At 59.5% G+C, this 16032-nt stretch carries 12 protein-coding genes and 2 pseudogenes; 11 read left to right on the forward strand and 3 right to left on the reverse strand.

The annotated features are described in order from the left end of the window. Window positions 1-11: 11 nt before the first annotated feature. A pseudogene (locus tag EN807_RS37670) lies at window positions 12-308 on the reverse strand (hypothetical protein); the annotation flags it as partial. A gap of 78 nt (window positions 309-386) precedes the next feature. Here EN807_RS37670 and EN807_RS18715 point away from each other — a divergent pair. The 10 genes and pseudogenes from EN807_RS18715 (at window position 387) to EN807_RS18760 (ending at window position 14068) form a co-directional block, all read left to right on the forward strand. Continuing rightward, the gene (locus tag EN807_RS18715) at window positions 387-2159 is read left to right on the forward strand and encodes a type I secretion system permease/ATPase (protein ID WP_189522502.1); all 1773 of its coding nucleotides are present in this window, start codon (window positions 387-389) and stop codon (window positions 2157-2159) included. A gap of 37 nt (window positions 2160-2196) precedes the next feature. Beyond that, window positions 2197-3522, forward strand: a complete 1326-nt coding sequence (locus EN807_RS18720; RefSeq protein WP_135936189.1) for an HlyD family type I secretion periplasmic adaptor subunit — start codon at window positions 2197-2199, stop codon at window positions 3520-3522. 127 nt (window positions 3523-3649) lie between these two features. Beyond that, a complete protein-coding gene (locus EN807_RS18725) occupies window positions 3650-5212 on the forward strand; it encodes a hypothetical protein (protein ID WP_135936190.1) in 1563 nt (520 codons plus the stop codon). A 21-nt stretch (window positions 5213-5233) separates the two neighbouring features. Continuing rightward, a pseudogene (locus EN807_RS18730) lies at window positions 5234-5607 on the forward strand (RES domain-containing protein); the annotation flags it as partial. Between the two features lie 95 nt (window positions 5608-5702). Continuing rightward, window positions 5703-7094, forward strand: coding sequence for a family 16 glycosylhydrolase (locus EN807_RS18735; protein ID WP_135936191.1), 1392 nt, complete (start codon window positions 5703-5705; stop codon window positions 7092-7094). A 105-nt stretch (window positions 7095-7199) separates the two neighbouring features. Further along, window positions 7200-8942, forward strand: coding sequence for a type I secretion system permease/ATPase (locus EN807_RS18740; protein WP_135936487.1), 1743 nt, complete (start codon window positions 7200-7202; stop codon window positions 8940-8942). Next, window positions 8942-10252, forward strand: coding sequence for an HlyD family type I secretion periplasmic adaptor subunit (locus EN807_RS18745; RefSeq protein ID WP_135936192.1), 1311 nt, complete (start codon window positions 8942-8944; stop codon window positions 10250-10252). The genes EN807_RS18740 and EN807_RS18745 overlap by 1 nt, the downstream gene beginning before the upstream one ends. A gap of 86 nt (window positions 10253-10338) precedes the next feature. Then, window positions 10339-10608: a hypothetical protein gene (locus EN807_RS18750; RefSeq protein WP_135936193.1), complete on the forward strand. Its 270-nt coding sequence runs from the start codon at window positions 10339-10341 to the stop codon at window positions 10606-10608. Between the two features lie 147 nt (window positions 10609-10755). After that, window positions 10756-11421, forward strand: coding sequence for a hydrolase (locus tag EN807_RS18755; protein WP_082982526.1), 666 nt, complete (start codon window positions 10756-10758; stop codon window positions 11419-11421). A 100-nt stretch (window positions 11422-11521) separates the two neighbouring features. Beyond that, window positions 11522-14068, forward strand: coding sequence for an NAD-dependent epimerase/dehydratase family protein (locus tag EN807_RS18760; RefSeq protein ID WP_135936194.1), 2547 nt, complete (start codon window positions 11522-11524; stop codon window positions 14066-14068). A gap of 94 nt (window positions 14069-14162) precedes the next feature. On the opposite strand, the gene EN807_RS18765 is transcribed toward EN807_RS18760, so the two are convergent. Then, entirely contained in the window at window positions 14163-14417 is a 255-nt protein-coding gene (locus tag EN807_RS18765) for a DUF982 domain-containing protein (protein ID WP_029356128.1), read from the reverse strand. Between the two features lie 30 nt (window positions 14418-14447). On the opposite strand from EN807_RS18765, the gene EN807_RS18770 reads away from it, so the two are divergent. Beyond that, window positions 14448-14639, forward strand: coding sequence for a hypothetical protein (locus tag EN807_RS18770; RefSeq protein WP_135936195.1), 192 nt, complete (start codon window positions 14448-14450; stop codon window positions 14637-14639). Here EN807_RS18770 and EN807_RS18775 read toward each other — a convergent pair. Then, a complete protein-coding gene (locus tag EN807_RS18775; RefSeq protein ID WP_135936196.1) occupies window positions 14624-15832 on the reverse strand; it encodes a serine hydrolase domain-containing protein in 1209 nt (402 codons plus the stop codon). The genes EN807_RS18770 and EN807_RS18775 overlap by 16 nt on opposite strands. Window positions 15833-16032 lie beyond the last annotated feature (200 nt).

The raw sequence follows: 16032 nt of genomic DNA on the forward strand, positions 1-16032 counted from the left end.
GCGACCAACGCTCAAGCCTTAGCGCCTAGGTTTCGCGGCTTTCGCGCCCTCAACCACGCGAGCAATACGCGCCACACCATCTGATACGTTTCCACGACATTCCCGGCATCAGCATGGGCACGGCCGGCGCCGCCGTCCTCGTCGAGGCGTGGATTGTAGATGGCGAAACCGAGCCCGATCGCCTTTCCGCTCGCTAGGATGATCCAGAGCGCCGCCGACAGTTCGTCCCACTACAGCCCGCCCGCTACGCGGAAATCGACCGCCGGCATTATCGTATCGTCGGGACACCCGGCGTCTAGATGGATGAAGACAGCGTTCTGGAGCGATGTCATCGTGATGTAGATTCGATGGTCGGGAGACGAGCGTTACTTCGGGAAGGATGGGGAATGTCGACTTCGAACGGCAGGCTGCCGTTGTCGAAAAGCCTGTTCGAGATCGGGGTGTTTTCCGCTGCCGTCAATGTATTGCTGCTCGTACCTCCACTTTATCTCTTACAGATTTACGATCGGGTTCTGCCGTCGTCGAGCATGAACACGCTCATCTATCTGTCGCTGTTTTCGGTCGCCGGACTTGCGGTCCTTGGGATTTTGGAAATAGTCCGATCGCTCTATGCAAATCGGCTGGCCGCACGCTTTGACGCTCGATTGGGATCTGCGGCATTTCTCGCAGCGATGAATGGTCCGGGAGCCGGCTTCGGCGACGTCCAACCGTTACGCGACTTAGCGACAATCCGCACTTTCGTTGCCTCGCGTTCCTTGTTTTTCCTCTTCGATTTGCCTTTCGGACCGCTTTTCCTGGTTCTGCTCTACTTTGTTCACCCATTACTGTTTGCGATCACGCTTGTTGGTGTGGTCATCATGGTTATCATCGCGCTGCTCAATCAGGCAGTTACAGGCCGAAGCGGCAGGGAGGCTGGCGACAAGCTCGCCGCCACGATGAATGCCGCACAGACTTTTGCGCGCAATTTCGAAACCGTGCGAGCGCTTGGGATGGTCTCTAGCATCATCGAGTTCTGGGGCGATCGCTTTGCACAGTCGCTGCGCGCGTCAGACAAAGTCGCGCGAAACAATGCGTTCTATAGCGGTCTGTCACGAACGGTCCGCATCTTGCTGCAACTGGCCGCGCTTGCCGTGGGCGCCTATCTGGTCCTGGCTGACGAAATGACGGCGGGGATGATGTTCGCGGCTTCGATCATCTCGGGGCGTGTACTGCAACCCATCGACCAGATCGTCGGCAACTGGCGGCAAATCGCTGAAACCGGCCAGGCCTGGAAAAGAGTCACCGCGTTGCAAAAACAGGTCTTCGGCGAAAGGCACGCCGATGTGGAACTGCCCCCGCCGGTCGGAGCGCTGACGCTCGACCAGGTTGTCTACTTCCTGCCCAATACCGACCCTGGCGATCTTCCACTGATCAAGCGGTTGAGTTTCTCTGTCAACGCCGGCGAGTGCATTGCTATCATAGGACCCAGCCAGGCCGGCAAGTCGACGCTTGCGAGATTGATAGTCGGCGCTATCCAGCCTCGCTCTGGCGTCGTGCGGATAGACGGCGCTGACATACAGAATTGGCGGCCAGACCAACTCGGTAAGCATCTCGGCTATCTGTCGCAGGAAGTGGAACTTTTTCCCGGAACGATCGGCCAGAATATTTCCCGTTTTGAAGCTGATCCGTTCGATCGGGAGATCATAGCAGCTGCACAACGCGCTCAGGTGCACCAATTGCTGCTCGGCCTTCCCCGCGGCTACGCAACGGTAATCGGCCCGATGGGAGTGAGGCTCTCCGGCGGCGAAAGACAACGCATCGGGCTAGCCCGCGCGTTTTTCGGCGACCCTAGAATTCTTGTGCTCGACGAGCCAAACGCAAATCTGGACGCAGAAGGTGAAGCTGCCCTCGAGCGAGCGATCCTTAATGCCCGTTCAGGCAAAAGAACAGTTCTGCTCATCACGCATCGCCCGTCGCTTGCTGCGAAATGCGATCGGATCCTGATGCTTCGAGATGGACAGATCGAGTTATACGGCCCGGCCCAGGATGTGCTGCACCGATTGGCTCAAGGACAAAACAAACCCGTGACACAGTCTGCGGCCGCAAATCCCGCTGTTGGAACGGCGAACGAAAGCCGAGGCTTGCTGGATCAATCGACACCGTCCCGCCTGCAGAACTGAGCCACGGCGTTTGGGCTCGGCTGCCCCAGGACATTGTATGCAAAAGGAAGCTGAAAATTTCCGCTGGCATAGAAACATTCCCACGCAAACTGGGAAGATCGCCATCGCCGGCTACTCAGCGCTAGCAGCCCTCATTGGTGGATTTGGCGTGTGGGCAGCCACCGTGCCCATAGCCGGCGCGGCAATTGCGCCAGGTGTTGTTGCCGCTGCCGGCAAGAACATCATGATCCAACATCTCGAGGGCGGAGTCATACGAAAGATCCACTTTAAGGAAGGCGACGGAGTAAAGAAGGGAGACCCGCTTTTCGTTATCGACGCAACAACCGCCGAGACGCAGGTCAACCGTCTTGTCAAACAGTTGATATCCCAGAGAGCCAAAGCAGCGAGGCTTGAAGCTGAGCGCGACGGATTGTCCGAAATCGACATGCCTCCTGACCTGCAGCGCCCATCGGGCGGACTCGATGTCCAGGATGTTATCGCCCAGCAACGAAAGGAATTTGAGGCACGTCTGGCGCGCTATCATGCCGAGCAGGAAATTCTGCGGCAGCGGATCGAAACTTTGAAGGAATCCGTAACCGGGCTTCGGGCACAAAAGAAGGCTTCTGAAGAACAGTTGACGATCGTGCGAGAAGAAGCCGAGCGCAAGAAGCAACTGCTTGAAAAAGGCCTGACAAACCGCAGCGAGTATACCGAACTCTTGCGAACCAGTGCTTCGCTTGTCGGTCAGGCTGGGGCGATAGAATCGCAGATCGCTGGAACTGCAACGCAACTTGCGGAGGCCAGTCAACAAATCGAGAGACTAACGACATCGCGAGTGGAGGAGGCCGTCAGCGAACTGAATACGGTCCGCTCATCATTGGCCGACCTCGAAGAACAGATCAACGCTGCCCAATCCGTTCTTCAACGGACGATTGTGAAGGCCCCGACCGACGGCATCGTGGTTCACTCATCACATAATGTCGAGGGTGGGGTTATCCGGGCCGGTGAAGTCGTAATGGAACTGCTGCCCACTACTGATGAGTTGGTTGTCGAGGCACGCATCTCTTTGCAGGATATCGACTCGATCAGGCTGGGGCAGGACGCGCATATGATGTTGAGCGCGCTGAATGCACGGATTACGCCGCGAGTGCGTGGAAAAGTCATCTACATATCAGCCGACCGCCTCGTCGACGACAAGACCGGCCAATCCTTCTATGCAACAAGGATGAAGATAGACGAGGAACTTCCGATGGAGATCAAGCGAGAACAAATTTATCCTGGTATGCCTGTTGAAACCTTCATCGGAACCGGCGACCGAACCTTTCTGGATTACCTCCTGCGGCCTTTCCTAGACTCTTTCGGCAAGGCGTTTCGCGAAGAATAGCTCGTCCGCCGCGGTGATAAGTCGCCGATCCCAATTCGCGGAGACTAGTCCTTCGTGATTATTGCTCGCTCTAGCCTGGCAGCTTAGGACTGTGATGGGTCGGGGAGGTTCAACAGGAGAGCGTAAAATGTCTAAACGCGTTCCCTTTACTCCCGGTGATCTAGCGAATCGTCAATGGGGTACCGATGACATCCTTTCTGGCGATCTAGCTACCACTATCTTAATCGGCGATGCTGGCGGCAGCCTGTTCGATTTCTCGAGGGGCGGCAACGACACTTTCACGGAAAACGAACCCTCGACCTACACCCTTTACGGTGAGGCGGTTGGCAGCATGTTCAATTTTACCCGGGGCGGCGACGACACCTTCACCACGGGGCTGTCGTCCTCCACCACCACTGCTTACGGTGACGCGGGCGGCGATCTGTCGGACCACAGCAAGGGTGGTAACGATACCTTCAGCAGTGAGAGGAGTAGGCAGGTAGACAACACTTTCTACGGTGACGCCGGCGGCAACATGTTGGGCCATGCTCAAGGCGGTGACGACACTTTCCTGACCAGCACTGCACAAGGAGCTACCCACACCTTCTACGGTGATGCGGGCGGCGAAATGTCGGATCACAGTAAGGGCGGCAACGACACCTTCCAGGGCTCCAGACAGGCCACCAACACTTTCTTCGGTGACGCCGGCAGCAACATGTCCGGCCATGCGCAGGGCGGCGACGACAGTTTCACGAGCAGGACCGACTCCCTCAACATTTTCTACGGTGATGCCGGCGGCGATATGTCGGACCACAGTAAGGGTGGCAATGACACCTTCACGGGCAGCTTCTTTTCCACCGCTACTTTCTTTGGTGATGCCGGCGGCAATATGTCTGACCATGCTCAGGGCGGCGACGACCTTTACACAGACTCGGGTGGGGAGATCCCGAGCAAAACGCTCTATGGCGACGCGGGCGGCGATCTTTCCGGTTTCGCCAAGGGCGGCAACGACACCTTCACGAGCACGGGGGGGGCCCGGGTAACGTTCTACGGTGACGCGGGCGCCAACATGTCCGACGATGCTCGGGGTGGCGATGACGTGGCTGTGCTGCAAGGCACCGATAATCTGGGCTATGGCGACGCTGTTACGATGCTCGGCAGCGCCGTGGGCGGCGATGATAACCTAACCGGCGGCAATAAGAACTCCTTTCCTGATGTTGTAAACGAGTTGTACGGCGACGCATTCGCTATGTCCGGATCCGCCACGGGCGGCAACGATATCCTTACCGGGGGCCAGAACAGCGAAAGCGGCGAAGTCAGTAACTTCTTATGCGGCGACGCTCTACAAATGTCGGGTGCGGCCACTGGCGGCAACGATATCCTGTACGCTGGGAACGCGGCGCCCGGCTGTACGGTCATCAATGACATGTGGGGTGATGGGCAACTGAGCGACTTCGCTGAGGGCGGCCAAGATCTGTTCATATTCAAGGACGACGGTCCAATGACGGTCGGAACCCAAAATACCATCCACGACTTCAGCCAGGACCAAGGCGATAGTATCATGTTTAGTGGTGTGGAGGACGTGCAATCGTTCAATGATCTCACTATTGCCCAAAGTGGGACGAGCACCATCATTACAGCTGGAGTCGATCAAGTTACTCTCGAAAACTTTACGAACGTGCTGACGGCGGATGACTTTTTGTTCGCCTGAGAGCGAAAGCCTTTTCGCTCTGGAGCGGCGATCAGGAGTGCTCGATTCAACCCCAAAGGTGTGCCGGCGCTTTATCTGGCGCTGGCCGTCATGACGGCGGCCCAACCAGGGTTTCGCACATCGGATCGACCCTTCCGTGCTGTGCTCCTACGAAGTCGATTGCGACGATGTTGCGGACCTGACGATAGAGCAAGGAGCGCCTGGGCGGCTCTCGTGATGAGAATCGCCCAGCGTCATGGTCCATCTATGACCGACCTCAAGGCATTGCTGGTATTCTGGTTCCGAGTTTTGCTCCTGGTGTCGACACGGAGAATTGCATCCTGACGCTTTGGGACTGGGGTCCGGATTTCCCCCACAGGTCCCACGACTCCCACGACGTGTTAAGCTTTTGGTAACTCTCCTGAGTCGAAAGCCAAAAAATACTGGCTCCTTTTGCCCTCGATAAATGTTAGGGCTGCCATCTAGGCGAGACAAAGGAGAAAAGACCGGGATGGCCACGGTACTGAACGCCAAGGGCGTTCCAATTCCTTACAGCGGATCCTCCGTAAAGTGGTATTCGGCGACGAATTCCGGCCCAACACTTTATGGCAGCACGTCCAACGACTCGATGTATGGCGACGGCAGCGTCACCGTCACAATGTATGGCGGCAAGGGCGATGACATCTATTATCTGTATGACCCTAAAAACAAAGCGGTCGAGCGGCCCGGCGAGGGTGTCGACACCATCTCGACCTGGATGAGCTATAAGCTCCCAGCCAATTTCGAGAACCTGACGGTCACGGGCGACAAGCGATATGCTTTCGGAAACGAGCTGAACAACATCATTACCGGCGGCTCCGGCCAACAGACGCTGGACGGCTTACGGGGCGATGACGTTTTGAAGGGCGGATCGGGGGCGGATATTTTCGTCGTAAACCCCGGCAACGGCAGTGATCTGATCCTGGACTTTGGCGCGACGGATACCGTTCGCGTCGGGAGCTACGGCTTCACCTCCTTCGAAGAGGTGCGCGCCAACATGGTCCAGTCGGGAGCAAACGTCCGACTCAATCTGTCTGACGGCGAGTTTCTCGTCTTCGCCAACAAGACCATCGGCGAGTTCACCGCAAGCCAGTTCAAGCTGGCCGTGGACAGGTCGGCTCTGGAACTCACCTTTTCGGACGAGTTCGACACGCTGGACCTGTGGAATGGTTCGAGCGGCACCTGGGACTCGAATTTCTGGTGGGGGGCCGCAAACGGCAGCTCGCTCACGAGCAACAAAGAGCTTCAATGGTATATCGATACCAACTACGCCCCGACAAGTTCCGTCAATCCGTTCAGCGTTGAGGACGGTGTTCTCACGATTACCGCCGCCCGGGCTCCTGAGGCGATCCGGCCCTACATAAACAATTACCAATACACGTCAGGTTTGCTGACGACCTACGAATCGTTCGCGCAGACCTACGGCTATTTCGAAATTCGGGCCGACATGCCCGAAAAACAAGGGGTATGGCCTGCCTTCTGGCTTCTCCCGGCGGACGGTTCCTGGCCGCCGGAACTGGACGTCGTCGAGATGGTCGGGCAGGATCCGAACAAGCTCATTTTGACGGGCCACTCGAACGCGACGGGGACTCATACAAAAGTGTCCTCTACCGCCTATATCGCGGATACCGCAGGGTTCCACACATACGGGGTGCTGTGGACAGAAGACGAACTCGTCTGGTATTTCGACGACGTCGAAGTTGCCCGTGCCGCAACGCCTGCCGACATGCACGAGCCAATGTATATGCTGGTCGATCTGGCGGTTGGCGGCATGGCGGGAACGCCTGCCGACGGGCTTGCCACGCCTGCAGAAATGCAGATCGACTACATCCATGCCTATGCGTTGAACGATTGGGTTATCTAGGCGTAACACCTGACGGTGGGCTCGGCACGGACACGTTCGTCATCAGGCCTGATTTCGGGCGCGGTCATTGCCGCCTGAGACTGAACCGTGACTGATGTGAAGGCGATGTCGCATCCCCATCCATCCGAGCCGCGAACGACCCTCGCAGCGGTTCTGGCTTCCTTCCGGCGAGCGTTGGCCGGAATTGCGTTGATGAGCGGCGTCGTTAATGTCCTGGCGCTGACCGGCTCGTTCTTCATGCTGCAGGTCTATGATCGCGTCATACCTGGCCGCAGCGTGCCGACGCTCGTCGGGCTCGTCGTGTTTGCCGGCACACTTTTCGTCTTTCAGGGCGCTCTTGAGCTCATCCGGTCGCGTTTGCTGGTGCGCATCGGGATGGCGCTGGACGCGCGCTTGAGCGGACAGGTCTACGCCGCCCTCATGCGTTTGCCGTTGCGCACCAAGCTCGCCGGCGACGGCCTTCAATCGTTGCGCGATCTTGATCAGGTGCGTTCGTTTATGTCGAGCGCCGGTCCGACCGCGCTTTTCGACCTGCCCTGGATGCCGCTCTACCTCGCAATCTGCTTCCTGTTCCATTTCTGGATCGGCATGACGGCGCTGGCCGGCGTGGTCATTCTCTTCAGCCTGACATTGCTTGCCGAAATTCGCACGAGAGCGCCCGCCAGAAAGGCAAACAGTCAAGCGGCGGCGCGCAATACACTTGCCGAAGCGACACGTCGCAATGTCGAGGTTCTGCAGGCCATGGGCTTTGGATCACGCATCGCCGAGCGCTGGTCAGGAATCAATGCTGACTATCTCGACACCAATGCAACAGCGAGCGACCTTGCTGGGACACTCGGAACGATCTCGAAGATCCTGCGCATGATGCTGCAATCGGGCATCCTGGCGATAGGCGCGTATCTGGTCATCCATCAGGAAGCGACCGGCGGCATCATGATCGCCAGCTCGATCATGATGAGCAGGGCGCTCGCACCGATCGAACTGGCTATCGCGCACTGGAGGGGTTTCGTCACCGCCCGCCAGGCCTGGGCGCGGCTGACCCAGCTTTTGGTCCTGCTTCCCGAAACTGCGATAAGTGTCTCGCTGCCTGCGCCGAGATCTGCTCTGTCGGTCGAAAGTATCAGTGTCACGCCGCCGGGGGAGCGTCGTATGGTCGTGCAAGACGCCACCTTTGCATTGGAAAAGGGCGTCGGCCTCGGCATTGTCGGGCCGAGCGCTTCCGGCAAGTCATCGCTCGTGCGCGCTATTGCCGGCATATGGCTCCCAGTTCGCGGAACCGTCAGGCTGGATGGCGCAACGCTCGACCAGTGGTCGCCGGAAGAGCTGGGCAACCATGTCGGCTATCTGCCGCAGGATGTGCAACTGTTCGATGGCACCATTGCCGAGAATATCTCACGCTTCGAACCGCAAGCGCCCTCGGACAAGATACTGGCGGCTGCGCGCGCGGCCGGCGTTCATGATCTCGTCATCCACCTGCCGGAAGGCTACGAGACGCGGATCGGCGAGGCCGGATCGGCGCTTTCGGCGGGCCAGAAACAGCGGGTTGCGCTTGCCCGGGCTCTCTACGGTGACCCGTTTCTTGTTATTCTCGACGAGCCTAATTCCAACCTCGATGCGGAAGGCGAGGCCGCGTTGACGGAAGCAATTCAAGGTGTTCGCGCGCGAGGCGGTATTGCCATCGTGGTCGCCCACCGGCCGAGCGCGCTGGCGAGCCTGGATCAGGTTCTTGTGATGGCGAACGGCCGTATCCAGGCCTTTGGCCCGAAGAATGAGATCTTGAACAAGATAACTCGCCCAGCAGGCGTTCCCTTGAAAGTCGTTTCCGGACTTGAAGAGACGGCATCCTGATGGCGCAACGCACGATATTCGCGGCGGATCGAACCATTCGACGCTATCTGCTTGGCGGTGTCGCAACCTGCATCCTGCTGGTTGGCGGGGCGGGGAGTTTGGCCGCCGTCACCGAGCTTTCCGGAGCCGTTATCGCTTCGGGAAAATTGGTCGTCGATTCCAGTGTCAAGAAGGTACAGCATCCAACCGGTGGCGTGGTCGGCCAAATCTTTGTCCGGGAAGGCGATGCCGTGCAATCGGGCAAGGTTTTGATCCGCCTGGATGAGACGATCACTCGGGCCAATCTGGCGATCGTCACGAAGAGCTTGGACGAATTCGAGGCGCGCCTGGCTCGCCTTGAAGTCGAGCGCGACGGCAAAGGAAGCATCATTTTTCCAGCTTCGCTTGTGTCACGGCAGGATGCCCCCGAGGTTGGTCGGGCGATGGCCGGCGAGCAATCTCTGTTCGAATTTCGCCGACAGGCACGCGCCGGTCAGAAGGCTCAGTTGGAAGAGCGTATTGCGCAGCTTGCCGAAGAAGTTTCCGGCTTGACCGAGCAAAGAGATGCCAAGAGCCAGGAAATCAAGTTGATCGGGTTTGAGCTCGAAGGCATGCGCATACTTTGGCAACGCAAGCTGGTTTCAATCGATCGCATTACTGCGCTTGAACGCGATGCAGTGCGGCTTAAAGGTGAGCACGGGCAACTGACTGCATCGATTGCGCAGGCGAAGGGTCGTATCGCGGAAACCCGGTTGCAGATCATTCAGATCGACCAGGATTTGCGCAGCGAGGTGGCGAGCGAGCTGCGAGACGTCCAGGCAAAGATCTCTGAATTCGTCGAGCGCAAGGTTTCGGCCGAAGATCAGCTCAAGCGAATCGATATACGCAGTCCGCAGAACGGTGTCGTTCATCAGCTCGGCGTGCACACGGTCGGTGGCGTTATTTCTCCGGGAGAGCTCATCATGCTGATTGTCCCGGTGACAGACGACCTGACCGTCGAGGCGCGCGTAGCTCCGCAAGACATCGATCAATTGACGCCAGGGCAAAGCGCGACCCTGCGGCTGTCGGCATTCAATCAGCAAACAACGCCGGAGCTGAACGGTGCCGTCAGCAAGATTTCCGCCGACCTCAATGTCGATGAGAAAACAGGCGCCAGCTTTTATACGGTGCACGTAGTTTTGCCGCGCACAGAGCTTACCAGGCTCAAGGGCCTCGCCCTGGCGCCTGGAATGCCTGTCGAAGTGTTCTTTTCGACCGGCAATCGCACCATGCTGTCTTATCTCGTGAAACCTCTAGCCGACCAAATCCAACGGGCATTCAGGGAAGAGTAGCTGCGTCTCTGGACGACCCCCACGAGCTGAATTCCGGAACAAGGACGCGATTTTGCCGTTTCGCCTGAAATTGGAAGCGATCCCAGATGTCCGAGTTGACGAATGAAGAGATCGAGGGGCGGCTGACTGCCCAGCGAGAGACTCTGGCGCTGGTCGTCGCGCTGCTTGCCGGCCTCGACGCGACTTCCGAGCGAATATGGGCCGAACTGGAGGCCCGTTTTCAATTCCAGAACAATCAGGAAGACCCCGGCGCTGTGCCAAGCCGTGCATTCGCCATTGAGAGCGCGATGATGCGGGAGTTCAAGCTGATCGCCGACGAAGCGCGAGCACGCAGGGCGGAATGGAACACCGAATAGGGGTGGAACAATCCGTCTCTCCGGATCGATAGCACCAATTTTTCTGACCTGACGCGGAAACATTTCCGCCCTGCCGGTGTTAACGCACTGAGTAGGCGCGAGGCGCAGTTCCTGTCAGTGAGGCGATCCTCCCTTTGGAGTGTGATGATGCCGGCAACCGACATGACGGAGGTCGAGGAGGTCAGGATCGAGCCCGACGGGCTCATAGGGCTGCTGGGCGTGCCGCACGCTGCGCAAGGCATCGTCATCTTCGCTCATGGCAGCGGAAGTGGACGGCTCAGTCCGCGCAACAACCACGTGGCCGCCGCACTTCGGCAGGCCGGACTGGCGACCCTTCTCGTCGACCTTTTGACGTCGATCGAGGAAGGCGACAGGCGAAACGTCTTCGACATTGACCTGCTCGCATCGCGACTCGCGCTGGCGACGCATTGGGCGGCTGCGGAAGCGCGGACAGGAAAGCTTGTTCCGCTCTATTTCGGAGCAAGCACTGGCGCGGCGGCCGCGCTGGTGGCCGCCTCACGCCCGGATGCAGGTATCGCGGCTATCGTCTCGCGCGGCGGCCGGCCCGATCTGGCGATGGACGCGCTGCCGGCGGTGCTTGCCCCAACACTGCTTCTGGTCGGCAGCCTGGACGGGCCGGTGATCGGGATGAACGAGCGCGCCCTTGCCGCGCTGCAAGGCGAGAAACAGCTGATCATTATCGACGGTGCCGGCCACCTCTTCGAGGAGCCGGGCGCGATGGACGATGTGGTCAGGCACGCCACGCGATGGTTCCTCGAGCATCTCGCGCCTCCGCAAAGGCCGAGGCAATGATCCTCGAAAACCAATCCAGCACCAAGGTGCTGAGCGAGCCGGGGGAGGCCAAAGCGCTTCGCGCCATCGGGCCTCTCTTCCAACGCGGTCGGGCCTGATCATGGCAAATCACGGCACGGCCCTTCCGACGGTTCTTATCACCGGCAGCAGCGGCTTCCTGGGGCAGGCGATCGCGCGAGGCTTGATCGACCGCTATCGCGTCATCGGCCTCGACGTCGCAAAACCCAAGCATGCCCCCGCCGGGATGGAGACGATCGAGATCGATCTCACCTCCGATGAGGGCGTGAATAGGGCTGTGGAGGCGGCACGGGTGCGCAGCGGCGGTCGCATCGCTTCGGTCGTCCATCTTGCCGCCTATTACGACACGACCGGCGAGGACAACCCGAAATATGACGCTGTCACCGTGCAGGGCACGCGCCGGCTCCTGAAGGCGCTGACGGCGGTCGAGACCGAGCAGTTCGTGTTCTCCAGCACGCTTCTCGTCCATGCCCCAAGCCCGGGGAAGGGCACGAAAATCAATGAGGACTCGCCGCTCGACCCGGCCTGGGCCTACCCAAAATCGAAAGCCGAAACCGAGGCGCTGATTTCGAGGCAGCGCGGCGAAATCAAGACGGTGATCCTGCGGTTCGCCGGCGTCTATGACGAAGACTGCCGGGCGGCCTTTATTGCCCAGCAGATCGCTCGCATCTTCGAGCGCTTGCCGACCGCCTATTTGTTCGCCGGCGATATCACCGCCGGTCAGCCCTATCTGCACAAGGACGATCTCGTCGATGCGGTGGTGCGTACCGTCGACCGGCGCGCCGAACTTCCGGCCGAGACCGTGCTTCTGATCGGCGAAGAAGACACACCGTCATACGAGGAGATGCAGAAGCGCATCGGCCGGCTCATTCATGGCGAGGACTGGCGCACCTTGGTGTTGCCGAAGCAGCTGACGAAGCTGGGCGCGTGGGTGCAGACGGAGGTACTCGATCAGGACACCGACATCAAACCGTGGATGATCGAGAATTCGGACGATCATTACGAGATCGACATCTCGCGAGCCAAAACTCTGCTGGGCTGGGCGCCTAGACACAGCCTGTTGGACACATTGCCGGAGATGATCCGCCGACTGAACCAGGACCCCACAGACTGGTACGCGGCCAACAAACTTGATCCGCCCGTTGTCGCGGCTTCGGGTCCTGAGATCGAGCAGGCCGAAAGGCGACTTAAGGGACCGCTCGAACGAAGCAAGGAAGACGTCGAAGCGGCGATAAAGCGGCATCGGTCGAGGACGCTCTGGGCGCCGATGACCAACGCTGCGCTCGGACTGTGGCTGGCCACATCGCCGATGACAGTTGGCCTGTTCGACCCCGTCGCAGCCGCAATACCCCCCGCTCTGGGGCACGCTGTTGCGGAGCCACAATTCCGCAACGCCGGTCTCGGTGTCAGCGAGATCGTTTCCGGCCTGCTCGTGACGGTCTTTGCGTTGATGGGCATGTTCCGGCCCTGGCGCTGGGTGCAGTGGGTCACGGCGTCGCTCGGTCTTTGGGTGATGCTTGCGCCGTTGCTGTTCTGGACGACCAGCGCCGCGGCCTATGCCATCGACACGCTCCTCGGCATGCTGATCGTCGCCTTTGCTGTAATGATCCCGCCGACCCCCGGCATCAGCCGCCGCGCGCTGGCGGCCGACGACGACCGCCCGCTGGGCTGGACCTATTCGCCATCTACCTTCACGCAGCGGATACCCATCGTAGCGCTGGCCTTCGTCGGCCTATTCGTTTCGCGCTATCTCGCCGCCTACCAGATGGGCCACATAGATGGGCTGTGGGATCCGTTCTTCGACCCCGGCGGCGCGCCAGTGCGCAACGGCAGCGAGGCGGTGGTGACGTCATGGGTCTCGAAGGGTTTTCCAATCGCCGATGCCGGGCTCGGCGCTTTTGCCTATAGCCTCGACATCCTCGCCGGCGCGATCGGCGACCGCCGGCGCTGGCGCACCATGCCGTGGATGGTGCTCCTCTTCGGTTTGCTGATAGTTCCGCTTGGCGTGGTCAGTGTGTCCTTCATCATCATTCAGCCACCGCTGATTGGTGCGCTCTGCACGCTCTGCATTTTTCAGGCCGCCGTCACGGTGGTGTTGATTCCCTACTCCGTCGATGAGGTGCTGGCGACGATCCAGTATCTCTGGGGGGCCACGAGGGCGGGCGAGCCGTTCTGGCGTACCTTCTGGATGGGCGGACCGGCGCTGTCGGAGAACCAGACACCTCACACCGACCTCGACCGCCCTGTGTCCGAGTTGCTGAAGGAATTCGTCACCGGCGGCGTTAATTTCCCATGGACGCTGGTAGCCAGCACGCTGCTTGGCGCCTTGCTGATGACGACGCCATTGATCTTTGGCACGCAACCACCGCTCTACTTCAGCGATCACGTTGTCGGCTGTCTCATTGTCATGGTCGCAGTCACAGCCATGGCCGAAGTTGTCCGGCCGGTGCGCTTCTTCAATGTAGTGCTTGGTGCATGGATCGCGGTGTCACCCTTCGTGCTTTCCGGCGGTGGGACCACCGCGATCGTGGCGAACGTTGCGATCGGTCTGGCGCTGATCGTGCTCAGCCTGCCGCGCGGCACGCGCAGCGACCAACATTATGGCGGTTGGGATCGGGCGATTGTCTGAGTAACTCATAGCGAGCGCGCGCGTGACGAACTGCAAGAGCAGGTCAAGGAAGAGATCGAGTTCCCTGAACGAGGCTCGGCCTGACCGGGGCCGGCTAGATTTGTTCGCCGAGTAGGATCCTCGCATCCTTGGCCGCGACGATGAACGCTTGGCGCGCGACCCTGGGCGGCTTTTCGCCGCGGATAACAGCAAGGCAGGCTTCGATTGCAGCGAGCCGCGTCTTGGACGCTGGCGTCGGCCAGTCCCTCAGCAGCACTTCAGCCGCGTCGGAGACAGACAAAACAACCCTGTCGCGATCGATCCGACCGGGTTGAACGACAATTGGCTTTCTGAAACGTCTCGTACGCACGACACTCTCCAAAGCGAGGATATGCTAGCCGTGTCTGATCGTTTTCGCCACCTCAAATGCACTGGTGCGCGGCTCGAACACGTGGTCAACACCGACAGCGGTCACGAGATCCACAAGGATCAATCGCGACTCGATCCGCGAAATGGTCGACGCCGTGCGCGCCGGCAAGACAAGCCTGCAGCCCTGACAAACTTCCGCCAGGTTCGTTATTTCGCCTTTTGAAGCGGTGACACCGTGTAGATCTGATCCAGTATCTTCACCATCAGGGTATTCGCGGTTGCCTTGCCATCGGGCGACAGCGTCAGGTTTGTCCATATGATCAGCGTGACATCGTTGGCCGGGTCATGGCCCATGAAGGAGTTGTAGCCGGGCATCTCGCCGCCATGGAAATAGACCTTGTTCGGCCCGAAGGTGATCGCGGAGATGCCGTATCCGTACTTCTGGCCTTCAGGCTTGCTTGGGTCCTCTGGCTCGGGACTGTCCAGCCACTGGCGCTGATAGTCGGCATTGAGAACCTTGCCGCCGACGAGCGCGCGTATCCAGGTCGCGAGGTCGTCCGCGGTCGAGACGACGGCGCCTGCGGCAAAATACGGCGAAGGGTTTTGCCACGTGTCATCGTTCGGCTTGAGCGTTCCTGCCTTGGCCGCCGCCTGGAGATCGTCCGGATAGGGCGCATCAACCAGAGCGTATGAGGTGCCGCCGTAGAGGTAGCCGTGCGCATAAGGCTCGGGGATGGCGTTCGACGTGCTCACCGGCAGCGCCGTATTCTTCATGCCGAGCGGTCCGAACAAGCGATCCTGGAAGATGCTGGCCAAAGGCTGGCCTTCGATCTTTTCGGCGACGAGGCCGAGCAAGTAATAGTTCGTATTGTTGTATTCGAATTGGGCGCCCGGTTCGAAATGTGTCGGCCGATCGAAGGCCAGGGCGAGTACCTCCTTCGTCGTCCACACCTTGTCCGGATCATGGTCCAGGCTTTCGGCAAGTTCCGGCGCGTTGGTGAAGTTATAGAGGCCACTCCGCATCTTAAGGAGCTGGCGAATGGTTATCTTGTCACCGTTCGGGACGCCCTGAACGTATTTCGAGATCAGATCGTCGAAGCCCAGTTTCCCTTCCTGGACCAGTTGCACGATGACGGCGGCCGTCATCGTCTTGGTGTTCGATGCGGGCCGGAAATGGGTATCGGCGCGCGGCGGGTTCGTGACGCCGAGCTCGGTCGTTCCGTAGCCTAAAGCAAAGTTGCCCTGCGGAGTCTGCAGAAGAACCATGGCGCCCGGCAGCAGGAGTTCCTTAGCCGCACCTTCGGCCATTGTCTGAAGCGCGACCGGGTCGATCGGCTTGAGAGCCGGCGTAGACGCGTCCATGGCGCTGCCCGTTGCACACACCGCAGCCACGGCGCCCAGTGTTCTCGCTATCATTGTCTCACTCCCTGGCCAGATGGACGAGATGAACCGCTTCGGAAACCCTAGCCTCTGTCTGTGACCGGAAATATCAGCAACGGAGGGATGTCGCCGATGACTGGCTCTTATGAGCTGAGATCGGCGAGGGGATGACGAACCGATTGCCGGCCGGCGTGGTTGCGTGTCAGTTGCCTCTGGACTGCTGATCATCTCGTAGC

The sequence above is a fragment of the Mesorhizobium sp. M5C.F.Ca.ET.164.01.1.1 genome (assembly GCF_004792125.1).
GTDB lineage: Bacteria > Pseudomonadota > Alphaproteobacteria > Rhizobiales > Rhizobiaceae > Mesorhizobium > Mesorhizobium wenxiniae.

What these genes read in the sequence shown, in the direction of transcription:
- EN807_RS18745 (WP_135936192.1), top strand. Translation starts at nt 8,942, where the DNA reads ATGGCGCAACGCACGATATTCGCGGCGGATCGAACCATTCGACGCTAT.
- EN807_RS18775 (WP_135936196.1), bottom strand. Translation starts at nt 15,832, where the DNA reads ATGATAGCGAGAACACTGGGCGCCGTGGCTGCGGTGTGTGCAACGGGC.
- EN807_RS18720 (WP_135936189.1), top strand. Translation starts at nt 2,197, where the DNA reads ATGCAAAAGGAAGCTGAAAATTTCCGCTGGCATAGAAACATTCCCACG.
- EN807_RS18715 (WP_189522502.1), top strand. Translation starts at nt 387, where the DNA reads ATGTCGACTTCGAACGGCAGGCTGCCGTTGTCGAAAAGCCTGTTCGAG.
- EN807_RS18725 (WP_135936190.1), top strand. Translation starts at nt 3,650, where the DNA reads ATGTCTAAACGCGTTCCCTTTACTCCCGGTGATCTAGCGAATCGTCAA.
- EN807_RS18735 (WP_135936191.1), top strand. Translation starts at nt 5,703, where the DNA reads ATGGCCACGGTACTGAACGCCAAGGGCGTTCCAATTCCTTACAGCGGA.
- EN807_RS18755 (WP_082982526.1), top strand. Translation starts at nt 10,756, where the DNA reads ATGCCGGCAACCGACATGACGGAGGTCGAGGAGGTCAGGATCGAGCCC.
- EN807_RS18750 (WP_135936193.1), top strand. Translation starts at nt 10,339, where the DNA reads ATGTCCGAGTTGACGAATGAAGAGATCGAGGGGCGGCTGACTGCCCAG.
- EN807_RS18760 (WP_135936194.1), top strand. Translation starts at nt 11,522, where the DNA reads ATGGCAAATCACGGCACGGCCCTTCCGACGGTTCTTATCACCGGCAGC.
- EN807_RS18740 (WP_135936487.1), top strand. Translation starts at nt 7,200, where the DNA reads ATGTCGCATCCCCATCCATCCGAGCCGCGAACGACCCTCGCAGCGGTT.